The sequence below is a fragment of the Candidatus Omnitrophota bacterium genome, from assembly GCA_041650805.1.
Lineage (GTDB): Bacteria > Omnitrophota > Gorgyraeia > 2-01-FULL-45-10 > 2-01-FULL-45-10 > JBAZKM01.
The window spans coordinates 71452-91070 of sequence record JBAZKM010000001.1 but is presented as its reverse complement, the minus strand read 5'-3'; the positions used below and the strand labels follow the sequence as shown (position 1 = coordinate 91070).

The window sequence follows — 19619 nt, the reverse complement described above, 5'->3', positions numbered from 1 at the left end:
TTTTTGATACTTAACTCACTTCTTCATCGTATCTATAAGGACTATCGCCTCCGCTATCTCGCGCATCGACTTCCTCATGTCCATGCTCTGCTTCTGTATCTTACGGAAGGCCTCTTCCTCTGAAAGGTTCTGTTCGCGCATCAGTATGCCTTTTGCCTTCTCTACGATCTTCCGCGTCTCCAGCTCTTCCTGAACCACCTTCGTTTTCACCATCAGCTCCCCGTTCTCTATGACTATAGCCGCCTGGTTCGCCACGGTCGTCATTATATTCATCTCGTCGGCGGTGAAGACATGGGGATATGACGTGTAGTTGTTCAGGACGCCTATGACCCTGCCCTTTACGGCCAGGGGAACGGAGAGGAGCGACTTGAGCCCCTCTTTTTTTGCGATATCCTTATACTTATACTCCGCCTCTTTGGATATATCGTATATTGCCCTCGGCCGGTTCTGGAGTGCGACCTTTCCCGCTATGCCCTCCCCTATCTTCAGGCGGGGTTTCTTATTGTAGACGTCGCTCATAGATTGCGTCGCCTTTAATACAAGCTCTTTGGTCTTTTCGTCGACAAGCATAAGCGAACATATCTTCGAGTTCATTATCTCCGCAGTCACCGTCACTATGAGGCGGAGTATATCTTCAAGATAGAGATCGGACGTTATCATCTTGCTCATCTTGGAGATCGCCTCCAGCTGCCTGGCGTGGGAGACCTGTCTTTTCTTTGCCATTGTCACTCTATGTCCGTTTTGCGTTCAATATTGGTTCCGCGGAATCTGGGGTCGAATTTTGCGGGTTTCTCCTGCACCCATCCGTTATTTAACCCTATTTTTTTTGCCTCGTCAACTATATTCTCATATTCGGCGGCGGTAACGGGTCCGGAAAGTTCCCTGTACTCATGCGACCTGAATGTGGGGTAGTACTGGCTCATAATGCTTAGGTACGCGTTAGGCGATAGATGGTCTCTTATGAATAACAGACTCTCCTTTATCCCGGATATCCCGCCCGGCAATGCAAGGAGCCGTATGATGAGGCCCCTCTCCGCCAGGCCGTTCCCGTCCAGGACGAGGTCTCCCGTCTGGCCCTGCATCTCCTTTACGGCCGCCCTGTTATACTCTACGTAGTCGGCGGCATCGGAATATCTTTTCGCCATAGCGTTGTCGGAATACCGCATATCCGGCATGTATATATCGACCACTCCGTCCAATGATCTGATCATCTCCGGGAGTTCGTAGCCGCCGGTATTGTAGACGATGGGTATGCTAAGGCCCTTTTCCACGGCGTATTCGAGCGCAGTGACTATCTGCGGCATGAAATGTGTCGGGCTCACAAGGTTTATGTTATGGCAACCGCGCCTCTGGAGGCCTAGCATCATATCGGCCAGGCGGCCCGGGGCCGCCTCTTCACCGTTATCGAGCTGGCTGAAGTAGTAGTTCTGGCAGTAGACGCATCTCATATTGCAGTGCGCGAAGAAGATCGTGCCCGAACCTTTTGAACCGGAGATGGCCGGCTCTTCGCCGTGGTGGGCCATGTAGCTGTATACGACGGGGTTGGAAGGGGCCCTGCAGTAACCTTTCTTCCCGCCGGCCCTGTTAACGGCGCATCTGCGCGGGCATATGACGCATCGCTCCATGGAACCGCTCAGTATGCCGGCGGCCTTCTTTATATGTCGCAGCTTAGCGGGGACGTCTATCATGTCGGATCATTGATACTTATCGTGGGTCATCGCTTCCGGAAGTCTTTCGCGCGTCTCAGCGGATATCTTCATCTTCTTTATGTCCGGTTTATCTTTCCGCGCGTAACTTATCAGGGTGAGTATCACGTCCTTATTGAGGCGTTTCATAACGGCCTCCCTGAGAAGGTAGTCGAGGGTTGCCCTCAGGGAGAAGACCTTATTCCTGTATGGCCGGGATGTCATAAGCGCATCCATTACGTCAACGGGACTTATCAGCTGCGTATATTTGCTCAGCCGTTTGATGCCGCATGGATAGCCGCTCCCGTCCATCCGTTCATGGTGGTCCAGGCTCGCCAGGGCGCATTCCACGCGGTCCTTTTTCAGGTAGTAGTTAAGGAGGAGATAACCCATAGTAGGGTGCGTCTCTATGACGGCCCTCTCTTCGCGCGTCAGGGCCTCCTTCTTATTCAGGATAGAGATGGGCACTCGCGTCTTCCCTATATCGTGCGTAAAGCCGCAGTGGGAGATGATCTCTTCGTCAAATATCCGGGGCCTGTACGTCCGGGAGAGTTTTATGACGAACGCGGCAACTACCAGGACATGTCTATATGTGTATGGCAGGTTGCGCTTCATATTATTCAGCTCAAATATGAGATCGTTCTCGATCCTGAGCCGGCCGGCGATCTTGCATATCTGCGCCTTTGATACCGGGCTCGCCAGCATGGTGGAATAGCGCTCGTCATCGAATATCTTTTCGAAGTCCGTAAAGATATCGGTGTTCTTCAGGGGTACCCTTACCTGTTTATGTTTGTTGCTCATAGAGCGTATCTTCGCTATTACGGAAGGGGTGATCGCGGTCTCTTTTTTAACGAGGAGATCGCCGTAGACGGTGTATACGTCTCTCAATAAGCATAGAGGCATGGTGCCTCCCGAGGTTATATGGGTTCTGCCCGGTTCGTGATATTCTTGTCGATAAAATCGATTATCGCCTTCTCCCTTTCCGGGGTCAGGTGGACAAATGAGACACCCATCCCGGGGTAGGCGTGCAGCTGCAGGTCTTTGTCGGCAAGCCATATGACGCGGCCCTGGGTTTCGAGAGAAAGCGGCGGATCGTGAAGGGTTATCTCCATATCGACCACGCTGTTCATGGGGAACGTATATGGTGAATATATGTATATCCCGGCGGCGCTTATATTGAGCACATCCCCTTCGAATGACTTGGGGTTCTTCTGGCCGCCGACTATCCTGTACCTGACCCTGAGATGTATATCGAGCCGCTTGAACTTCCTGCGGAGTCGAAGCTGTTCCACGCCTTCGTCATAGAAACTCTTTATCGCCTCCTCTTCGTCCGTATATAATTCGAAGACCGCTTCCAGGCGCACTACCTTGAAGAGCTCGATGACCGAAAGCGGGGTCTTGAGGAACTTCAATTTACCTTTATGGTTTACTACGTTCTTATATGCGATCGCCAGTATCGATAACCCGCTGTAATCGACGAGGTCGACATTTTCAAGGTTGACCAGGATATTGATCTTCCCGCTGTTGATGAGCCACCCCACCGTTTCGATTATCTCGGAGGAGTTTATGTCTATATTGCCTTCGATATCCAGTATCGTTATGCCCCCGGATTCGCGTATACGTAATGGCATAGTTCCCCGATCGCGCGTTCTATGGTTGCCTGAAGAAGAAGGTGTTGATCCCTTTTCCCATCCTGCCGACATCTCTTCCGACCCCGTGCAGGGTCTCTCCGCACCCGGAAGATATCATGGAGAGAGATATCAGTAAAAAAACGGCTATGGCCCTTCTCATGGTGTCCCTCCGTATCCTGTATATCGGTTTCATCGCATCAGAGGCCTTGGGTTCAGCGGCCCATCGTCCTTGCGGATCTCGAAATGGAGATGGGGCTCTATAGATTTTGAAGCGGCGTTGCCGGTCTTCCCTACAAAACCGATGAGGTCACCGCGCCTGACCTTCTGCGTCGAGACCACGCAGGAACCGGAGAGGTGCCCGTACATCGTCTGATAGCCGTCGGGATGGTATATCATGATATATTTGCCGTAACCCGTAGGCACATTTCCGCAGAAAGCGATGCCGCTCTTTGAGGCATATACCGGGGTGCCCACAGGGGCCAGCATATCGATGCCCGCGTGCGTCCTGCCGTTACGGCGCCTTGCCCCGAATTCCCCGTCCCCCCTCCCGTCGTTCCGTATGACCACCTTACCGGATACCGGTTTTACGGGATATGCAAAATAGGGTTCCCTGATGGTGTAGATGGCCAAAGAGACCGGTTTGTATAGGAAAACGGTAATGATCACCGTAACCGTTACGGTTGTGACCGTTACCCATGGATGCCTCATAATGTCCGATTAATAGATGATGATGCCGTAGAAAAAGCCATACTTCTTTAATATAAAAAGAAGATATGGCTTTTTCTTTAGGCAATGGATTATTGTGCCGCTGTCTCAGCAGTCTCTTCCTTTGCTGCTTCAACCGGTACTTTAACTGTTCCTTCAACAGCCTTTACCGTCGTCTCGGCCGTACCCTGGAGCGGTTCTACCACCAGCTCTTTCGTCTTTGCGACGTCGCCTGATGTGACCTCGGCCGTTCTCTTTACTTCATTAGTTACCACTTCGACGCTCTTCTTGCCGGTATCGGCCACTACTTTTGCCGATTCATCAGTGACCTTAGCGGGGTATTTTATTACCTTCTGCCATAGGTTCTTAGCCGACTTGTCAGATGTCCCCTGTTCTGCAGCATACGCGACCGAACCGAGTATGAAGCAAAAGGCCAAAATGAACACACAGATATTCTTTCCCATGTTCTCCTCCTTTCTTATAGATTTATTATACTATATCGTTAACGCGGAATCAACAGAAAACGCTATTTTAAGAGGCCCATAACAAGCTGATTTACCGTCTTTCCGTCAGCCCTGCCCTTCGCCTTTGCCATAACGGCCTTTATCACTTTACCTGCATCGGATTTCGCGGCCGCCCCTGTCTCCGCTATGGCATCTTTTATGATCTTCAAGACCTCTTCCTCGGGAAGCTGGGCCGGCATGTACGACTGGAGTATCGCAAGCTCTTTTGCCTCCTTGTCGACGAGGTCCTGCCGGTTCCCTTTAGTGAACTGTTCGATCGATTCTTTATGCTGTTTTATCTGCCTCTGAACGATGGCCAGTATATCGTCATCCGCAACGGGGCCGCTCTTCTTCTCTATCTCCAGCATCCGTATTGCGGCTATCACCATACGCAGCACGGAAAGGCGCACGGGGTCATTCTTCTTGAGCGCCTCTTTTGCATCTTCTTCAATACGTTTATATAAAGCCATAACAACACCTCTTCCCTGACGGTGCGGTCTTCAACACATCCTTTACGGGTGGGATATATTATGACTTAGGCGGTAAGCTTTACGACTTTTGTGGCCTGGTCACCCTTCGGACCATTCACTATGTCAAACTCGACCTTATCGCCTTCCTTGAGCGACTTATAGCCCTCGCCCTCGATCGCGGAATGATGGACGAAAACATCTTTTCCTGTATCGGTGGCTATTATGAAGCCAAAGCCCTTTTTGTCATTGAACCACTTCACGGTTCCTTGCACCATACTCTTCGTTCACCCCCCTCCGTAATATAGCTGTCCGCATAAAAAAAACCATTCGCGACTTTGTCCTCAAAGTCCCAAATGGTCTTCTTTCTGTGACTTACGTACTGATTGCACGTATTAGCTACACCTACTCATAAATATTGCTATAAATATAGCATATATTTGTGTAAAAGTCAAGTGGGGCACGAAAATAGAGGTTATCTCTTTAAAAAGAGGCGTTTTATGGGGTTAAGGTAGTCGACTATCAGTTTGCCGGAAAGGTGGTCGACCTCGTGCTGGATCGCGCGCGCAAAGAGGCCTTCCGCCGTTATCTGCCGTACTTCACCGTTCTCGTCCAGGAAGGATACGGTCACCTTCTTTGCCCTCTTCACTTTGACAACGGCATCCGGGACGCTCAGGCATCCCTCTTCCTGCGTTTCCGTCCCCATCTTCTTTGTTATCGATGGGTTTATCAGTTTTACCAGACCTTTTCCTATGTCTATGACCGCCAGTTGTTTATCGATGCCTACCTGTACGGCGGCCAGTCCCACCCCGTTATTCAGATACATGGAGTCGGCCATATCGCACAATATCCTGCGCTCCTCATCGGTGACGCGGATGACCGAGGATGCCTTCTTCCGCAAAATGGTATCCGGGAACTTTCTTATCTCTAATCCCATATGATCATTAGATGGCCATACGGTTCCGGCTGTCTACCTTTACCGTTTTAAGCTTCAGTTTCCGCGATTCGGCATCATCCAGAAAGGAATAAGACAGGATTATGACGAGATCGCCGGCCTTGCCGAGGTGGGCGGCGGCTCCATACAGGCCTATGGTGCCGGAACCCGCAGGCTCCTCTATGGCGTATGTCTCGAACCGTGAGCCGTTGTTTATATTTACGACCTGGACTATCTCGTTGGGGTAGATATCGGCCGCCTTAAGGAGGTCCTTATCGATGCCTATACTTCCTTCATAATGAAGGTCGACTTTGGTTATATGGGCCCTGTGGATCTTCGATTTACACATTAACCTTAACATATATTTACCCGTTGGAGTTCAATCGGTTATATTGGTGAGGTTGTTCCCGTCAAAGTATAATCTCTTAGTTTTGGAGAGGTATCCCGCATCTACTGGTACATTTGTGTATTGCGCGTGATATATCCAGACCTCGCGTGTGCCCTGCCACCTCTCTTTGTCTTCCGCGGTCGTTATCTCGTTCGGTCTTCCCCACAACGATTCGACCTCCTGCTTGGTCATCCCTATCTTGACCGATTCGGTGCCCAGGGGATGGCGTGCTACATCATCAGGGTCGGGTATCTGTATGATGGAACACCCCGCCAATAAGGGAGAGAGGCACAACAGCATGAAATATATCGCAGCCGTACAGTATCTTCTTTTCATCTCTTCTTCTCCGGGGCTAAAGAGTATAAGGCATCGCACAGGAACTTAAGAAAGAGGTTCTTGTCCTCCTCTCCTAATTCGATGATCTCAACGCCTATGTCAAACGGCGCCTTGTCTTCCAGGGAGACCTTCCGTTTCCATATCACCCTGCACCTGGCATGGACCGGGTGCGCCGGGCCCGGGATGGATAGCGTTACGTCTATGACGCCCGCCACGTCCAGCGTCTTGTGGTGGGCCTCAAATCTTATACCGTCAGCCGATATGTTCTTTGTGACGGCCTTGTATATCTTCCTGTTATCCGGGAAGGTATAGGAGATGGGCGCGGAAATATCCAGACGTATATACCGCCTTCTCTCCAGAAGATGCTTTCCGATAGTATCCATCTCTCCCTTTTTTGGTTCACTATAACATATCGGATATGGTGCGTCAACAGATTTAATATAAAGAAAACAGGGCTCGCGCGTCTTTTGCGCAAGCCCTGTCTATATTTTACAACCTTTATGCTATTTAATCCCTGTGTTCAACTCGTCAGGTTTTATCGGCATCTTATCATAGCTGGCTATCGGGAACGAAACGAGGTCGGCCACCCCTGAAACGGTCCTGGGGAAAGCCTTGCCCAGGCCTTTAAGGGTCCCGCCGGTAATACCCCAGAAGGGGTTCTTGGAATCCTTTGTGACCTGGACTATCGATTTGGGTATCTCGGTCCATCCAAAAAGGATGTTCTTTATCCCTCTCTCCGCCTTTGCCCCGGCCGGCCTTACGCTTGAAGTGTCCCCCGTGGCCGCGCCTTTATTGGCCGGCGTGATATTCGAGGTGGTTTCACCGTAAGATAAATTCGTAATGCACAGCACCATTAAAATTATAAGTCCTAGTTTCAACATTTTCATCTATTCACCCCCTTTTTACTGGTTAAAGTATATCATATGAAAGTAAGATTGTCAAATCTATTACAACCGCAACCAGGCGGTGAAGTTATGGAAAGGCTGCCTCAGCACCTCTTTCCTGGGTATGGCGAAGAGGTCCGACCCGGGGCCGCAAGGCGCGTCGACCGTGGAGAATGCGGCTTCGAAAGAGGCCCTCTTTACGGCTGAGATCACCCCGGGCGAGAGCTCCCCGTAAGGGTACGAAAAATACGGTATCCCGGCTGACAGCTCCTTCTCAAGGACGGCCTTTGATGCGGATACCTCATCGTATATCTCGCCTTCTGCCAGGGGGGTAAGGCGGCGATGAGATACCGTATGACACCCGCACCCAAACCCCTCCCCGCTCATCCTGCGGAGTTCATCCCATGTGAGGTAACCCGGAGTGCCTATAAAACCTGTCGTTATGAAGAAGGTCGCCGGTATGGCGTAACGCTTAAGTACCGGTATCGCGGCCGAATAGCTGTCGGCATGGCCATCGTCGAACGTCACTGCCGCACGATCGCGTCCAGGGCTTTTGCCTTCCCGTATCCCCCGAACGACTTCATCAAGTCCGATAACGGCATAGTTGTCCTTCAGGTAACGCATCTGTTCTTCGAACTCGGCCGGCCCGGTCATGTATAACGGTTTCGAGACGTAGTGCGTATTTGAGGATGAGATGCTGTGGTAGACCAGGATACGGGTCTTGTGGAGTGCGGCAGGTGCTTTCATTGCGCAATTTCGGGCGCGGGGCTTTCCTGAGGCACGGCCTCAACGGGCGTGAGCTCGACCGGTTTATCGGCCAGGTTATCCTTTAACCACCGGGCCATCTGTTCCATGACCCCCGTATCCGTTTCGTAATGTATGGTGCGCACGCCGTCGTTTACGAGAGGGCCGAAAAAGTGTCCGAGATAACCGAAATACGTTAAAGACCGGTATTTATTGCCTCCCTCCTCCAGCGCCTTGTCCAGTGCGGTTGCCGACTCTAAGAAGATCTCCTCATCTTCCCTGCCCTGCAGGATGAGGACTGGCACCGATACCCCTTTGGCCGTTTCAAGGGGTTTGGTCTCAAGCCATTCTTTCATGCGTTTGGTGAAGCATCTCTTGCCCAGGACGGATGCCCATGCCCGCTTGGTGTTCGTTACGACTTCCCACGTCTCGAGGTTCGATTTCATGGCGCTCTTCAGATACTCGTCGCTCCATTTGGAGATGACCGACATCCCCCTGAGACGGGTAAGGTACGGTTCGGTATCGGCCGACGTGTAGCATAACGGCGCCATCATTACCATGGCTTTGACTTTAGGGTTCTCTTTCGAAAGCCCCATGGCATGCCATACGCCTTTTGAGTGTGCCACTATGGCGATCTTTCCGGGATCGGCCTCTTTCTGGGTCTCCATGTAGTCGAGCGCGGCCCTGCCATCGCTCAACTCGTCACTGTCGGTAGTCGCGGAAAAATCCCCGCCGCTTGAGGCTATACCCCTTTTGTCAAAACGGAGGACGCAGAACCCGTTACGGGAAAGGTGATCGGCCAGCGACAGGAAGAGCCCCTGGTAGTCGCGGTCCTGCGGCCCGGGCCCGCATAGAAGCAGGACCGCCGGGAAGGTGCCTTCCCCCGAAGGGACGGTCATCGTGCCGCTCAGCTGGATACCGCCGTTCTTAATGACGGCCTCCCTGGATGTATAGCGATCGCTCTGCAATGTGTAATTCTCCGGTTGCGGGAGCACGGGGGGAGAGAATGTCCTGGTTATCCTCAGGTGTCTGGCGGGCAGCTCCAGCATGACAAGGCTCCTGTCCGACTTGGAGACCCATATGCTCCCCTGCGGATAATTTCTTATCTTCAGGAACAGACATTCGGTCTTTATGCTTCTCGACCCTATCTTGAGGTATTCATCGCGTATGGATGTGAGCGTGATAAAACGCCTGATCGGAGGCAGGGCCTGCGCGAAAGGAGTGAGGGCATTGAATCCCTGGAACCGGCCCTTTTTGAAGTTGTAATTTTCGATCAACGGAAGATAAGTGACCGGCGAATCTTCCTTAAAGATGAACGCCCCCTCTTTTACGGGTATATTCTTGGCATATGCGAATTCCGACTGGAAGACGGATACGGATGAGGTGTTGCCTTCCTTCCTCTCTATATAAAATATTTCGGCCCCGCCGTTGCCCGAACGTTCACCCAGATAGCTGTTCAGGACGTATCTTTTATCAAGGACGAGGCGCGTCTTCGAGTTTTTATAGAAAGGTTCGAAAGGCATCTCCCTTACAGACCGGTAGATAAGCTTATCTTCGGTCACGAACCGCTCGATCTTTATACTGCCTACGTCATGCCCGTCGACGTTGACGACATAATAGTACGTCGAACGTTTCTCCTTATCCAGATATACGAACGCCCCGATGAAAAGAAAGACCGTGATAAGGAAGAGGGCCGATACGACTATGTAGATGGTTCTCATATCTTTAAAAGTCCATGGCGATCACTTCCGGAGATAACCGTCCGGACCACGCCCCGGATACCTTCGAGGATCTCCCGTCTTTTCGAAGGGACATAAGCATCTCGGGCGGACAGTCGGCCATTATGGCCTTGAACGGGAATGTGCTCCCTGGCCTGATCATCTCATGCGAGTGGCCGGTCAGATAAGGTATGGCGACCTGTTGCAGCGCGGATGCCCCGAGCGGCGGGTCCTGGGGGTGGAATGTGGCTTCATATAAAATAGCGCCGTCTGAGTCAAGGAATCGGACCTTGAGGATTATATCGTCGATACCTCTCGACCCGTTATTTTTTATGGATCCCTCTATGACCGGTTTTCCCTTAAGCGGTCCGGAGGCCTCTATCCTGGCGTCCAGTCCGGAGATCTCCAGATGGCGCGCGTATACCCTGGCGTTGACTTTCTGGAGGAGCACCTGGTATGATCTCCTGAATTCCTCGCCTTTCAGCTCTATATACGTAAGGTAGGCGATCAGGGTCATTACCAGTACTATGGAGATCACAACGCTCGACATTACCGCAACGATCATGCTCTTCTTTTTAATTATCATCGGCACACCTGTTTTTTATATATTTCCCGGATGGCGTTGAACGTCCCTATATAGCCTGCCGTGGCGTAATCGGGGTAGGTCCACGGCCAGGGTTGAAATGTCTTATCCTTGTAAGATAAGGTCACCTCCGCATATATGCCGCCGCCCAGATATAACCTGTGAGAGTAGTCCTTGGTAGAGAAGAGAACCAGTTTTGCCAGGTCCACGTATCCCGGGTCGATATTTACCGTCCTGTTACCGCCGCGCGAAAATTTTCTCTCGAGGGCATTGGTCAGGAGCTTGACCTTATACAGGTCTTTTAAAGCGACCGTTCCGGCGAAACTCAGGAACTTTCTCTTCAGACCGTCGCCCATCTCGTTGTTGTAATAGCCGGTCTGTGTAAAATCGAATACGCCGCTTTCAAAATCGGCCTTATTCCTGAAGAGGCGTTCCATCCCCTTCCGGACCCTGTCAAATAGGGCCGTATCGCGCGAGATCATGCCGGCTACGAGTTTAACTTTCTGAGGAAGGCGAGGCGATCCCACGGTGAAAGTTATGGGCATGCCTGGGAGTCGCATATCGACTTTATGTACTCCCGCAGCAGCGCGGTGTTGGGAGGGCGTATGGCCAGGAAACGCACTCCTGCGTGAAAAAAGCGCTTGTCGGATGAACTCGTCTCCGGGGCTTCTTCAGCCCAGACGATCTCCCCCTCTATCTCCAGCGGGTCTTTTACGCCGGGGATGCCCAGGTGCAGGTCTATTATGGTCCCCTTTGGAAGCTTTTCATCCAGCATTATCTTTACCCCGCTCTCGGATATATCGACCGTCTTGCCGTTCTTCTTCAGGTGGGCCTTCTTTTCTATGCCGTAGCTTACGTTAAGGACTTTTTTGAACCGCACGCACTGGCGGCGCTCCCTGCCGGCCCAGTACTCTTCGAGAGCGGCGCGTGAGCCCAGATGTTTAGAGGAGAGGCGCTCGTTCCTGTATATCATCAAAAGTATCATGGCCAGAAGCACTATGAATAGTATCTCTATTATGAGGAACATGGCGAAGGCCCCTTTCTGCGGGCTATGTCTTTGCCGGCTTGTGACCTATGTATCCGGTTATGATCTCGCGGTCTTTCTGGGAAAGGTCCTCAAAGAATATCGCCGCGTCATAATGTTTGGTCTGGCCGTCTATAATCACAGGGTGTTCGCGCACCACCACGCCTGTAACTTCCAGCCTCTTCTGTGCGCCGTCATCAGAGGGTACCACGAGCACGATATTTACCCTCGACATGAGAGGTATCTCTTTCTCTATTTTGCAATAGAGCCCGGACGCGCTTATATCCAGCGTGTGCGCTACGGTGTCGAAATCACCGACCTTGAGCTTCAACGACAGCTCGTCATCTTTTACCCGCGGGAATTTACGTCTTTCTTCGTTCTGGTTCATGTTCGGATACCTGTCTGTTATCCGGGCGGCCAGGTCATGGGTCTTCCGCCCAGTAGGTGCAGGTGCAGGTGATATACCTCCTGCCCCCCGTCTTTATTACAGTTGACCACTATTCTGTAACCCGAAGCGTCTATCTTCCTGGACCTGGCGATATTCCCGGCGGCCAGCATCAGGCTGCCTATGAGGTGGATATTCTCTTCGTTTGCGTCGGATATGCGGTCGATGTGATATTTCGGGATTATTACGATATGGACCGGCGCCTGGGGCCTTATGTCCTCGAACGCCAATATCTTATTGTCTTCAAATACTATCTTCGCCGGGATATCTCTTTTGACTATTTTACAGAATAAGCAGGTGTCTTTTGTCATAATATATAATTTATAACCAACGCTTTCATTGTATCATGTACCCTGAGTTCTTTTCAAGCTTTCTTTTTGCTATGGCTAGTGTCTTCTCTGTGTAGACTTTTATGCGGTCTCTCTTCAGAAGCGCGGCCAGCAGGCCCGACCCTCTTCTGAGCCGTTTTTTGAACGACCCGTCATATATTCTGCCGTATCCGCAGGAAGGGCTGTTAGATCTCAATATGGCGGCAACGGGACGATAGATCGCGGCTATCTTTAACGCCTCTCTTGCGCCCAGGACGAATTTCGCCGTCACGTCTCTCCCCGACCGTGTTACGACCCGGGCCGTTCCGTCCAGCACATCCTTTCCTTCCCCGCCGGATATCTCGGCCGCCTCTCTCGGGACCGGGAGACCTCCGAGCACTTCCGGACAGACCGCCACTACGGTGAACTGCGACATGAGCGGTTTTAATGAGCCGAGAAGCTCGTTCTCCCCCCTGTGGTTACAGTTTATACCCGCAAGGCAGGCGCTTATGAGGATAGAGGATCTCTTTTTTGGTTTGCCGAGGAGCGGTCTACTTGAGGGAGCAGCCATATCGGCCGATATTATTGCCCAGGTTCCAATACTCTCCCTGATTATATACGATCGGATCCGCTTTTTTATAATCGATGGCGCCGTCCTTACCCAGGATGGACTCGTCAACGCGCACGAGCACCACTTCGCCTATGAACATGTCGTGCGCGCCAAGGGAGACGGACCTTTTAAGTCGGCATTCTATATTGACGGGGCACTCTTCTATGGCCCTTGATACCGTCTTTTTGGAATTGAGAGGCGTAAAAGAGCATTCCGCGAACTTATCCGTCTCTTTGCCCGATACCAGGCCGCAGTGATCGACCTTCTTGAGCATTGCCGCCGTGGGGATGTTTATGACAAAATCCTTCGTCTCGGTGATGAGCCTGTGCGAGTGCCTGGACGGGCGTATTGAGACGCTGAGGAGCGGAGGATCGGACGAGATGACCCCGCACCATGCTATAGTGATTATGTTGGTGCGGCGGGCATCTTTATCTGAACAGCTTACGAGGACTACCGGGACCGGGTACAGGGCTTCGCGGGGCGGAAGCTCGCGCTTTGCCATCTTATTTAGGGGCGTCCTGTGCCGGCTGGGCCGCGGCCGCTTTAGCCTTCTTGGACGCGTCCGTCCAGCATCTCTTGGAGCAGTAGTACTTGCCGTTTCTGTAATACCAGCGTTTTCCCTTGATCGACTTGTTGCACGATGCGCAGTTTGCCGGTTTCTCTTTCTTAGCCACGGGCGCTTTTGCATCGTCCTTCTTCTCGGCAGCCTGGCCCTGTACTGCCGCAGCAGATGCCGCAGCAGATGCCGCAGCAGCGGGCTTGGCGTCTGCCTTGACCTCGGATTTCGGTTCTGCCTTCGTCTCAGCCTTGGGTTCGACCTTAGGTTCCGCGCTATCTTTAGTATTGTCTTTCTTTATTTCTTCTGTCATATCCATTCCGTTAATGTATCTTATCGAGTAGCCTTAGCCATTGAGTATATATATATTCCAGCAGCCGTCCCTTGTCGGAGCCGTCTATCCTTGTGAACTTCACACCCGTCTCATACAGGCGTTCGTCCGTGCCGTCCCGCCTGTCACCCTTCTTCTGCCATGCCACTTCGCATGACGCGAAGATCGGGATATTGTCGCCGGGGATATCCAGTGAGACCTTAAGCTCGGACCCGTTCTTAAGCGGCTTGTCCAGGAGGAGCAGCGCGCCTTCTTTTGAGATGTTCTTTACGCTAGATGACGCCTTGTATTTTTCACTGACGATCTCGCACAGCGCAGTGAGGGCGGTGTCAAATCGCAGCCATCTTCGTCTCTCGGTCACACCAACCTCCATATTGTATGAAGAGTACAAAAAATAAGGGGATATTTTACTATCCCCTTATTTTCAGTTAATCCAGAAATCATTACTGACTCTTGAATACGAACTCTGGCTCTAACACCGGGGCATACCCCTCAGGGATCGGGAACGGGAACGTGACCGTTTCATAGACTCCGGCTCCGGTCCTGACTATCGTCATTCCAACGCCCTTTGCCAATCCGATCGTGAGACCGGAGAGAGGGTTATCTTCCACGCTGGTGTCATAGATGTTCTTCGGAAGCTCTATCCAGCCAGTCAATATGTTCGCGAGTCCTCTTCCGAGTTTTTTCGCGGGATCCTGCGCATAGCTTGATGTCGCTATATTCAATACCATTAATATAGCAACACATATAATAATACCCTTTATCATACTTTTCATTTTACTATTTCACCTCCCCTCGCTATTAATTTTCCTAAGTATAGCATAAGAAACTGACTTTGTCAAGAGACCGCGCATGCAGCGTAGCGCTTACCCCTTCTTGCGGTTCCTCTCCAGTATCGCCTCCACGACTTCGGAGATGCGTTCCCTGTCCTCAGGCCGCACATCTATGAATTCCAGGCCCGTATCGTAGAAATGGACGCCTTTTTGTCTGGGGTCCGCCTTCTTCACGACCCATACCACGGTGCCGCCGCACCGTATAGGCTCAAGGTCGTCATCAATATGAAGCTCAAGGTCCACCCCCTGGAATAATCCCAGGTCCTCTTTTATTATAACGCATATGCCGCCTGCGCCTATGTTCTCGGTATTTGTGCTTATGGTCTTGGCGTTCAGGCGTTTCTTTATGGTAATGAGGCACTTGTAGCTTGCCCTTGGGAACCTTCGTCTGTTAATACCGTTCCACATCCGCGTTCTCCTCTTTTGTCCAATGTGTCAAGTATACATAAGCGATACCGAAAAAGCAAGGAAAAATCTATTTGCAAAGGCCGCGGGCCGGGTGTATACTTATAGCGAAATGTACAGAGAATTTTTCGGGTTAAAAGAAAAGCCGTTCAACGTCACCAGCGACCCCAACTTCTTATTCCTGAGCAGAGTCCACAGGGAAGCGTTCGTCCATCTCATATACGGGATAAAAGAACGAAAAGGTTTCCTGGAGATCACCGGGGAGGTCGGCGCCGGCAAGACGACTCTCTGCAGGGCCCTCATCAACCAGCTCGACCGCAATACGAAGAGCGCCTTTATCTTCAATTCCACCCTTCCCGAGCTTCAACTCCTGCAGATGATACTGGAGGACTTCGGCCTGGTCGTGGAGAGAAGGAACAAATCCTCCATGCTGCGTCAGCTTAACGGTTTTCTCATAGAAGAATTGTCGAAAGGTAATAACGTCATCCTGATAATCGACGAGGCGCAGAACCTTAAGACATCCATCCTGGAAGAGATACGAATGCTGTCGAACCTTGAGACGGACAAGGAGAAACTTTTTCAGATAATACTCGTGGGACAGCCGGAGCTTAAGACCAAGCTCAATTCGCCGAACCTGAGGCAGCTCAGGCAGCGCATCGGCGTCAGGTTCCACATATCCCCTCTCGAAAAAGACGAGATCGATAAATATATCTACCACCGGCTCACCGTCGCCGGTTCCGACGGCCAGATACGTTTTGCCCCGGATGCCATAGAATCGGTACACAGGTACTCGGGAGGCATCCCGCGCCTGATAAACATGGTATGCGATAAGGCGCTCCTGGCCGCTTACGTTATGGAGACCAGGGATATCAGCGACGCTATTATAGAGAAGAGCATCCACGAGATAGAAGGTGTTGTTACCGTATGAGCATAATACAGGAAGCCCTTAAGAAGGTGCAGGGCGAGATAAGGGGCGGTACCCGGACTCCGGAGCCCGTCGTCAGGACGGACGAACGGCACAAATTCCAGCCATCCCCGAACCCTCTCCCTCCTGCCATCTTTTCGCCGATAAAGAAAAGACCCGCGGTTGCCCCGGAGCAGATCGTTTCAGTCGTCCTGTCCGTAGCCGTCATAATAGCGGTCTTCTGGCTTTATACGGCAACGGGGGGCCGCCAGGGGAAGACGCAGCCCGACGGAACGGCATCGCATCAGGAAGTGGCCTATAAGCCCATCGCAGGCGCCGAGAAGAACGCTGTGCCTGAAGAGGCCTCCGGGCGGCCCGGCGCGGACGGTATCTCTGCGCCCGCTCCTGCCAGGGAGACCCCGCCCGCGAAATTGCAATATCCCGATTTTGTCCTTAACGGTATAATGTATATAGAAGAGCGCCCTCAGGCCATAATCAATAACGGCGTGGTCGAAGAAGGAGATATGATCAGCGGGGCTAAGGTGATAAGGATAATGAAGAACGGTGTCCTTATGAATTTGAATGATACGGAGATAACTCTCAGCCTCAGGAAGTGACGCCCTTGCCGGCGCCTGGGTCCCGCCCGAGTATATCCTTGAGGTCCTTAGGTATCCTGACGGGTTTTGCGGACGGATCGGTGAATACGTGCACGGACTTGCCGGTAGCGACCGGCCTGTCCCCTACCGATATCTTATATTCAAATGTGAGACTTGAATTCCTGATCTCGGGTATCCATGAAGATACCGTGACCATATCGTCGTAGCGCGCCGGCGAAAGATAGGTGCAGTCGGCGCGGGCGACCATCAGGCGCAGCCCCCTCTTCTCTATCTCGCTGTATGCCAGCCCCATGGCCCGCAGGTATTCGGTCCGTGCCACCTCGAACCAGACAAAGTAGTTCGAATAGTATACTACCCCCATCTGGTCGGTCTCTTTGTACCTGACGCGTATCTCGGTCTCGTGATGTCTCATTGCCTGACGGCCAGCTCCAGCTTGTGTATCTTGAAACCGCTTACGTCGAGCGACTCGGTCTCTTTGAATCCGTGTTTTTTACATAGGCGCATCGCGTCCGCCATCCTGTCGGTGCATCTGAAGAAGATGCGCTTATAGCCGCGCTCTTTGCAGAACTCCAGGGCCTTTTGGAGGAGCGCCGCGCCGTATCCGTGCCTGCGGTATTTAGGGTCGACGAAGAGGCGGCGCATGAGCGCCTCGTCTTTCGTCTCCTCTTTTATCCCGACGGTACCGACTATGGAGCCGTTCTCTTCCACGACGAAAAAGGCGCTGTTCGCCCCACCGTATACCTCGTCTATCCTGTCGAGATCACTGTCGGAATATGCGGCCCTGTCGAAGGGGTACTCTTTCGAAAGGATGAGCATTATCAGCTCTTTGACGCCGTCCGCGTCCTCTCTCCTGAAATGCCTTAAAGTATGTGTCACACAGCCCTCCGTGATTTTCAAGCCGTTAAGGTCATCTGCTCAACCGACCGGCAAGAGAACCCTTTATGACCGCTTCGGGGATATCTTCGACCGTCCCGGCGATCCCTATGCCGCGCGGCAGGACGAACCTGTTCTTGCCGTGGATGAACTTCTTGTCGTGGCGGTGCGCCTCGTACAGGTCGCGGAGCCGGAGGCCCGCAAGGGCCGTCGGCAGTCCCGCCTTCTTTATGAGCGCTTCTATCCTGGCGCCGTCCGGGGCCTTCAACAGGCCCAGCCGCACCGCTATATCTGAGGCGACCACCATGCCTATGGATATCGCTTCTCCGTGCGAATAACGCCCCGAGTATCCGGAGGCGGTCTCTATGGCGTGGCCTATCGTATGGCCGTAATTCAGGATGACCCTGGCGCCTTTTCTGTCGAATTCATCCGCCTCCACCACGCGCGCCTTTATGGCGCTGGACCTGGAGACGATCAATTCGAGCGCTTCCGGCCTGTGGGCGTATATGTTTCTCAGGTTATTTTCGAGATATTCAAAGAGCCGGGCGTCTTTTATGACGCCGTATTTTATGACCTCGGCCATGCCCGTCCTCATCTGACGCGGCGCCAGAGAGTCGAGCATGCCGGTATCGGAAAGGACGATGCGCGGCTGATAAAAAGCGCCCACGAGGTTCTTCGCGACAGTTGTGTCTATGGCGGTCTTTCCGCCTATGGCAGAGTCGACCTGAGCGAGCAGGGTGGTCGGCATCTGCACATACGGGATGCCCCGCTTGTATACGGCGGCCGCAAAACCCGCTACATCTCCTACTACCCCGCCTCCGAATGCCACCAGGAAGAGGGTCCTGTCCTTATCATATGTGCTTATGTCATTGATCAGGCCGAATACGACCTTTGCGGATTTCGCCCGTTCCGAGTCGGGCACGAGCTCGAAATGCACCGAGAGCCCGGCCCGTCTGAGCGATGCCCTTATCGCCTTTCCGTAAAGCGCGAAGAGCCGTTCATTGGTGACGACAACGGCATCTCTCCCTATCCTGAGGCCCCGTATGGCGGCCCCGCAGTCATATGTCAGGCCTCTGCCGATAAGGATATCGTAACTCCTGCCCGGCAGGGATAGCTGTATCTTCTTCATAAGATTTTGCTGTCTCTTATTTCTTGCCTTCCGCTTCCTTCGTCTTTGCCGTATCTTTGGCGCCCGGGGCCTTGGCGGCCGGTGCGGCCTTTCCCGGAGCGGCGGCAGCGGTCTTTCCAGGAGCGGCCGGTGCGGCAGCGGTCTCGGCGCCGGCGACGGCTTCAGTGCCTTCGGCTGCGGCGGCCTTCTCTTTCTTGATCTTGAAGCGCATGACCCTTACCTTGGGAAGACCGAAGACGGAGTCCCCGTCTTTCCACTTCTCCTTCTCCTTGAGGGATTTGATCCGTTCATAACGCTTAAGGACGGTCCTCTGTTGTTTGTCCTTTTCCGATGAGCGCAAGCTGGGATGCTGTGACATCATTACCTCCGATCTTATTTAGTTACCTGGATAGTTTGAAATAGGCGCCCTTGTATCTCTGGGCTATCCGGGCAAGCGCCTTTTTCGATTGTACGCTCTCTTTGTCCGGATAATTCCCTATGCACACCTGAAAATACGAATCGCCCTGTATCAGGAAAGCGCTTAACCCGTCGTTCTTTTTGATGCGGCTCACCATGGCTGCGGCATTATCTTTATTCGAGAACGTCCCGACCACTATAGTGTACCCCCTGGTACGCTCTGTCGCCTGTGACTGCGGGCCCGGGGTCTTCAAATAAGACCTTTCCTGTACCTGCCCGGCCGCCTTTGCCGGCGCGACCCGGACCGGATTGACCTGCACGGCCTCGGGCGGTCTGTTCCGGGCCGATGACGGCGGCTTTGTCGCGGGCTGCTGACTCAGGACCGTAACAGGGGCCCTGCCCAGCGATTTACCGCGTTCCACGCCTAGGGCGTATACCAGGACCGCTACCATGATGATACCTATCGAGAAGAGGATGAGCCTTTCCATCGAGAGTGTTACGGACATATTTTCGGCCGGGAATATCCTGGGAAAGCCGCCAAAGCGTTTCTTCGGCTGCTCCTTGAACTCAAACAGTTCTTTCTGCTCTTCCTGGCTTACCATCGTCTCTC

The 19619-nt window shown here is 52.6% G+C and carries 34 protein-coding genes; 2 read left to right on the top strand and 32 right to left on the bottom strand.

The features are described from left to right. Positions 1–15: 15 nt before the first annotated feature. The 27 genes from WC515_00640 to WC515_00510 form a co-directional block, all read right to left on the bottom strand. Positions 16–723, bottom strand: a complete 708-nt coding sequence (locus tag WC515_00640; protein MFA5145878.1) for a GAF and ANTAR domain-containing protein — start codon at positions 721–723, stop codon at positions 16–18. A 2-nt stretch (positions 724–725) separates the two neighbouring features. Continuing rightward, positions 726–1688, bottom strand: a complete 963-nt coding sequence (locus WC515_00635) for a radical SAM protein (GenBank protein ID MFA5145877.1) — start codon at positions 1686–1688, stop codon at positions 726–728. 6 nt (positions 1689–1694) lie between these two features. Beyond that, the gene (locus tag WC515_00630; GenBank protein MFA5145876.1) at positions 1695–2588 is read right to left on the bottom strand and encodes an HD domain-containing phosphohydrolase; all 894 of its coding nucleotides are present in this window, start codon (positions 2586–2588) and stop codon (positions 1695–1697) included. A gap of 14 nt (positions 2589–2602) precedes the next feature. Then, the gene (locus tag WC515_00625; protein MFA5145875.1) at positions 2603–3316 is read right to left on the bottom strand and encodes a PilZ domain-containing protein; all 714 of its coding nucleotides are present in this window, start codon (positions 3314–3316) and stop codon (positions 2603–2605) included. Between the two features lie 19 nt (positions 3317–3335). Further along, positions 3336–3509: a hypothetical protein gene (locus WC515_00620; protein ID MFA5145874.1), complete on the bottom strand. Its 174-nt coding sequence runs from the start codon at positions 3507–3509 to the stop codon at positions 3336–3338. Beyond that, positions 3506–4024, bottom strand: a complete 519-nt coding sequence (locus tag WC515_00615; GenBank protein MFA5145873.1) for a M23 family metallopeptidase — start codon at positions 4022–4024, stop codon at positions 3506–3508. The genes WC515_00620 and WC515_00615 overlap by 4 nt, the downstream gene beginning before the upstream one ends. An 89-nt stretch (positions 4025–4113) precedes the next feature. Next, complete coding sequence (locus WC515_00610; GenBank protein MFA5145872.1) at positions 4114–4485, bottom strand: hypothetical protein; 372 nt, start codon at positions 4483–4485, stop codon at positions 4114–4116. Between the two features lie 62 nt (positions 4486–4547). Further along, on the bottom strand, positions 4548–4994 hold the full coding sequence (locus WC515_00605) for a GatB/YqeY domain-containing protein (protein ID MFA5145871.1): 447 nt from the start codon (positions 4992–4994) through the stop codon (positions 4548–4550). A 65-nt stretch (positions 4995–5059) separates the two neighbouring features. Next, a complete protein-coding gene (locus WC515_00600; GenBank protein ID MFA5145870.1) occupies positions 5060–5269 on the bottom strand; it encodes a cold shock domain-containing protein in 210 nt (69 codons plus the stop codon). Between the two features lie 197 nt (positions 5270–5466). After that, positions 5467–5928 (bottom strand): peptide deformylase, encoded by a 462-nt coding sequence (gene def, locus WC515_00595; protein MFA5145869.1) that lies wholly within the window; start codon positions 5926–5928, stop codon positions 5467–5469. Between the two features lie 7 nt (positions 5929–5935). Then, the gene (gene panD / locus WC515_00590; GenBank protein MFA5145868.1) at positions 5936–6286 is read right to left on the bottom strand and encodes an aspartate 1-decarboxylase; all 351 of its coding nucleotides are present in this window, start codon (positions 6284–6286) and stop codon (positions 5936–5938) included. A gap of 18 nt (positions 6287–6304) precedes the next feature. After that, entirely contained in the window at positions 6305–6649 is a 345-nt protein-coding gene (locus WC515_00585; GenBank protein MFA5145867.1) for a hypothetical protein, read from the bottom strand. Next, entirely contained in the window at positions 6646–7032 is a 387-nt protein-coding gene (locus WC515_00580; protein MFA5145866.1) for a PilZ domain-containing protein, read from the bottom strand. Before WC515_00580 ends, WC515_00585 begins: the two co-directional genes overlap by 4 nt. Positions 7033–7152: 120 nt before the next feature. Continuing rightward, entirely contained in the window at positions 7153–7536 is a 384-nt protein-coding gene (locus WC515_00575; GenBank protein ID MFA5145865.1) for an exosortase system-associated protein, TIGR04073 family, read from the bottom strand. A 60-nt stretch (positions 7537–7596) separates the two neighbouring features. Further along, positions 7597–8280: a polysaccharide deacetylase family protein gene (locus WC515_00570; GenBank protein ID MFA5145864.1), complete on the bottom strand. Its 684-nt coding sequence runs from the start codon at positions 8278–8280 to the stop codon at positions 7597–7599. Then, entirely contained in the window at positions 8277–9998 is a 1722-nt protein-coding gene (locus WC515_00565) for an alpha/beta hydrolase (GenBank protein ID MFA5145863.1), read from the bottom strand. Before WC515_00565 ends, WC515_00570 begins: the two co-directional genes overlap by 4 nt. Before the next feature lie 4 nt (positions 9999–10002). Continuing rightward, the gene (locus WC515_00560) at positions 10003–10581 is read right to left on the bottom strand and encodes a hypothetical protein (protein ID MFA5145862.1); all 579 of its coding nucleotides are present in this window, start codon (positions 10579–10581) and stop codon (positions 10003–10005) included. After that, positions 10578–11123, bottom strand: coding sequence for a DUF4416 family protein (locus tag WC515_00555; protein ID MFA5145861.1), 546 nt, complete (start codon positions 11121–11123; stop codon positions 10578–10580). The genes WC515_00560 and WC515_00555 overlap by 4 nt, the downstream gene beginning before the upstream one ends. After that, positions 11114–11605 carry a PilZ domain-containing protein gene (locus WC515_00550; GenBank protein ID MFA5145860.1) on the bottom strand — a complete coding sequence of 164 codons (492 nt, stop codon included), beginning with the start codon at positions 11603–11605 and terminating at the stop codon, positions 11114–11116. Before WC515_00550 ends, WC515_00555 begins: the two co-directional genes overlap by 10 nt. A gap of 22 nt (positions 11606–11627) precedes the next feature. Further along, positions 11628–11990: a PilZ domain-containing protein gene (locus WC515_00545; GenBank protein MFA5145859.1), complete on the bottom strand. Its 363-nt coding sequence runs from the start codon at positions 11988–11990 to the stop codon at positions 11628–11630. Between the two features lie 17 nt (positions 11991–12007). Then, on the bottom strand, positions 12008–12358 hold the full coding sequence (locus tag WC515_00540) for a histidine triad nucleotide-binding protein (GenBank protein ID MFA5145858.1): 351 nt from the start codon (positions 12356–12358) through the stop codon (positions 12008–12010). A 25-nt stretch (positions 12359–12383) separates the two neighbouring features. Beyond that, complete coding sequence (locus tag WC515_00535; GenBank protein MFA5145857.1) at positions 12384–12926, bottom strand: DUF523 domain-containing protein; 543 nt, start codon at positions 12924–12926, stop codon at positions 12384–12386. Then, positions 12907–13467: a flavin reductase family protein gene (locus WC515_00530; GenBank protein MFA5145856.1), complete on the bottom strand. Its 561-nt coding sequence runs from the start codon at positions 13465–13467 to the stop codon at positions 12907–12909. Before WC515_00530 ends, WC515_00535 begins: the two co-directional genes overlap by 20 nt. Position 13468: 1 nt before the next feature. Beyond that, on the bottom strand, positions 13469–13834 hold the full coding sequence (locus WC515_00525) for a hypothetical protein (protein MFA5145855.1): 366 nt from the start codon (positions 13832–13834) through the stop codon (positions 13469–13471). Positions 13835–13844: 10 nt separating this feature from the next. Continuing rightward, positions 13845–14213, bottom strand: coding sequence for a PilZ domain-containing protein (locus WC515_00520; GenBank protein MFA5145854.1), 369 nt, complete (start codon positions 14211–14213; stop codon positions 13845–13847). 82 nt (positions 14214–14295) lie between these two features. Then, complete coding sequence (locus WC515_00515; protein ID MFA5145853.1) at positions 14296–14628, bottom strand: exosortase system-associated protein, TIGR04073 family; 333 nt, start codon at positions 14626–14628, stop codon at positions 14296–14298. A 90-nt stretch (positions 14629–14718) separates the two neighbouring features. Beyond that, positions 14719–15093, bottom strand: a complete 375-nt coding sequence (locus WC515_00510; GenBank protein ID MFA5145852.1) for a PilZ domain-containing protein — start codon at positions 15091–15093, stop codon at positions 14719–14721. A gap of 109 nt (positions 15094–15202) precedes the next feature. On the opposite strand from WC515_00510, the gene WC515_00505 reads away from it, so the two are divergent. Together WC515_00505 and WC515_00500 are read left to right on the top strand one after the other, a co-directional pair. Further along, positions 15203–16018 carry an XrtA/PEP-CTERM system-associated ATPase gene (locus tag WC515_00505; GenBank protein ID MFA5145851.1) on the top strand — a complete coding sequence of 272 codons (816 nt, stop codon included), beginning with the start codon at positions 15203–15205 and terminating at the stop codon, positions 16016–16018. Continuing rightward, complete coding sequence (locus WC515_00500) at positions 16015–16611, top strand: hypothetical protein (GenBank protein ID MFA5145850.1); 597 nt, start codon at positions 16015–16017, stop codon at positions 16609–16611. Before WC515_00505 ends, WC515_00500 begins: the two co-directional genes overlap by 4 nt. Here WC515_00500 and WC515_00495 read toward each other — a convergent pair. The 5 genes from WC515_00495 to WC515_00475 are packed head-to-tail and all read right to left on the bottom strand — an operon-like array spanning position 16601 to position 19611. Next, the gene (locus WC515_00495) at positions 16601–17023 is read right to left on the bottom strand and encodes a thioesterase family protein (GenBank protein MFA5145849.1); all 423 of its coding nucleotides are present in this window, start codon (positions 17021–17023) and stop codon (positions 16601–16603) included. The two genes, WC515_00500 and WC515_00495, sit on opposite strands and share 11 nt — an antisense overlap. Next, positions 17020–17487: a GNAT family N-acetyltransferase gene (locus WC515_00490; GenBank protein MFA5145848.1), complete on the bottom strand. Its 468-nt coding sequence runs from the start codon at positions 17485–17487 to the stop codon at positions 17020–17022. The genes WC515_00495 and WC515_00490 overlap by 4 nt, the downstream gene beginning before the upstream one ends. Positions 17488–17518: 31 nt before the next feature. Next, on the bottom strand, positions 17519–18613 hold the full coding sequence (aroB, locus tag WC515_00485; GenBank protein MFA5145847.1) for a 3-dehydroquinate synthase: 1095 nt from the start codon (positions 18611–18613) through the stop codon (positions 17519–17521). A 16-nt stretch (positions 18614–18629) separates the two neighbouring features. After that, positions 18630–18974, bottom strand: coding sequence for a small basic protein (locus WC515_00480; protein ID MFA5145846.1), 345 nt, complete (start codon positions 18972–18974; stop codon positions 18630–18632). Positions 18975–18993: 19 nt separating this feature from the next. Beyond that, the gene (locus tag WC515_00475) at positions 18994–19611 is read right to left on the bottom strand and encodes an SPOR domain-containing protein (protein MFA5145845.1); all 618 of its coding nucleotides are present in this window, start codon (positions 19609–19611) and stop codon (positions 18994–18996) included. Between the last annotated feature and the right edge of the window lie 8 nt (positions 19612–19619).

What these genes read in the sequence shown, in the direction of transcription:
- WC515_00640 (MFA5145878.1), bottom strand. Translation starts at nt 723, where the DNA reads ATGGCAAAGAAAAGACAGGTCTCCCACGCCAGGCAGCTGGAGGCGATC.
- WC515_00635 (MFA5145877.1), bottom strand. Translation starts at nt 1,688, where the DNA reads ATGATAGACGTCCCCGCTAAGCTGCGACATATAAAGAAGGCCGCCGGC.
- WC515_00630 (MFA5145876.1), bottom strand. Translation starts at nt 2,588, where the DNA reads ATGCCTCTATGCTTATTGAGAGACGTATACACCGTCTACGGCGATCTC.
- WC515_00625 (MFA5145875.1), bottom strand. Translation starts at nt 3,316, where the DNA reads ATGCCATTACGTATACGCGAATCCGGGGGCATAACGATACTGGATATC.
- WC515_00620 (MFA5145874.1), bottom strand. Translation starts at nt 3,509, where the DNA reads ATGAAACCGATATACAGGATACGGAGGGACACCATGAGAAGGGCCATA.
- WC515_00615 (MFA5145873.1), bottom strand. Translation starts at nt 4,024, where the DNA reads ATGAGGCATCCATGGGTAACGGTCACAACCGTAACGGTTACGGTGATC.
- WC515_00610 (MFA5145872.1), bottom strand. Translation starts at nt 4,485, where the DNA reads ATGGGAAAGAATATCTGTGTGTTCATTTTGGCCTTTTGCTTCATACTC.
- WC515_00605 (MFA5145871.1), bottom strand. Translation starts at nt 4,994, where the DNA reads ATGGCTTTATATAAACGTATTGAAGAAGATGCAAAAGAGGCGCTCAAG.
- WC515_00600 (MFA5145870.1), bottom strand. Translation starts at nt 5,269, where the DNA reads ATGGTGCAAGGAACCGTGAAGTGGTTCAATGACAAAAAGGGCTTTGGC.
- def (MFA5145869.1), bottom strand. Translation starts at nt 5,928, where the DNA reads ATGGGATTAGAGATAAGAAAGTTCCCGGATACCATTTTGCGGAAGAAG.
- panD (MFA5145868.1), bottom strand. Translation starts at nt 6,286, where the DNA reads ATGTTAAGGTTAATGTGTAAATCGAAGATCCACAGGGCCCATATAACC.
- WC515_00585 (MFA5145867.1), bottom strand. Translation starts at nt 6,649, where the DNA reads ATGAAAAGAAGATACTGTACGGCTGCGATATATTTCATGCTGTTGTGC.
- WC515_00580 (MFA5145866.1), bottom strand. Translation starts at nt 7,032, where the DNA reads ATGGATACTATCGGAAAGCATCTTCTGGAGAGAAGGCGGTATATACGT.
- WC515_00575 (MFA5145865.1), bottom strand. Translation starts at nt 7,536, where the DNA reads ATGAAAATGTTGAAACTAGGACTTATAATTTTAATGGTGCTGTGCATT.
- WC515_00570 (MFA5145864.1), bottom strand. Translation starts at nt 8,280, where the DNA reads ATGAAAGCACCTGCCGCACTCCACAAGACCCGTATCCTGGTCTACCAC.
- WC515_00565 (MFA5145863.1), bottom strand. Translation starts at nt 9,998, where the DNA reads ATGAGAACCATCTACATAGTCGTATCGGCCCTCTTCCTTATCACGGTC.
- WC515_00560 (MFA5145862.1), bottom strand. Translation starts at nt 10,581, where the DNA reads ATGATAATTAAAAAGAAGAGCATGATCGTTGCGGTAATGTCGAGCGTT.
- WC515_00555 (MFA5145861.1), bottom strand. Translation starts at nt 11,123, where the DNA reads ATGCCCATAACTTTCACCGTGGGATCGCCTCGCCTTCCTCAGAAAGTT.
- WC515_00550 (MFA5145860.1), bottom strand. Translation starts at nt 11,605, where the DNA reads ATGTTCCTCATAATAGAGATACTATTCATAGTGCTTCTGGCCATGATA.
- WC515_00545 (MFA5145859.1), bottom strand. Translation starts at nt 11,990, where the DNA reads ATGAACCAGAACGAAGAAAGACGTAAATTCCCGCGGGTAAAAGATGAC.
- WC515_00540 (MFA5145858.1), bottom strand. Translation starts at nt 12,358, where the DNA reads ATGACAAAAGACACCTGCTTATTCTGTAAAATAGTCAAAAGAGATATC.
- WC515_00535 (MFA5145857.1), bottom strand. Translation starts at nt 12,926, where the DNA reads ATGGCTGCTCCCTCAAGTAGACCGCTCCTCGGCAAACCAAAAAAGAGA.
- WC515_00530 (MFA5145856.1), bottom strand. Translation starts at nt 13,467, where the DNA reads ATGGCAAAGCGCGAGCTTCCGCCCCGCGAAGCCCTGTACCCGGTCCCG.
- WC515_00525 (MFA5145855.1), bottom strand. Translation starts at nt 13,834, where the DNA reads ATGACAGAAGAAATAAAGAAAGACAATACTAAAGATAGCGCGGAACCT.
- WC515_00515 (MFA5145853.1), bottom strand. Translation starts at nt 14,628, where the DNA reads ATGAAAAGTATGATAAAGGGTATTATTATATGTGTTGCTATATTAATG.
- WC515_00510 (MFA5145852.1), bottom strand. Translation starts at nt 15,093, where the DNA reads ATGTGGAACGGTATTAACAGACGAAGGTTCCCAAGGGCAAGCTACAAG.
- WC515_00505 (MFA5145851.1), top strand. Translation starts at nt 15,203, where the DNA reads ATGTACAGAGAATTTTTCGGGTTAAAAGAAAAGCCGTTCAACGTCACC.
- WC515_00500 (MFA5145850.1), top strand. Translation starts at nt 16,015, where the DNA reads ATGAGCATAATACAGGAAGCCCTTAAGAAGGTGCAGGGCGAGATAAGG.
- WC515_00495 (MFA5145849.1), bottom strand. Translation starts at nt 17,023, where the DNA reads ATGAGACATCACGAGACCGAGATACGCGTCAGGTACAAAGAGACCGAC.
- aroB (MFA5145847.1), bottom strand. Translation starts at nt 18,613, where the DNA reads ATGAAGAAGATACAGCTATCCCTGCCGGGCAGGAGTTACGATATCCTT.
- WC515_00480 (MFA5145846.1), bottom strand. Translation starts at nt 18,974, where the DNA reads ATGATGTCACAGCATCCCAGCTTGCGCTCATCGGAAAAGGACAAACAA.
- WC515_00475 (MFA5145845.1), bottom strand. Translation starts at nt 19,611, where the DNA reads ATGGTAAGCCAGGAAGAGCAGAAAGAACTGTTTGAGTTCAAGGAGCAG.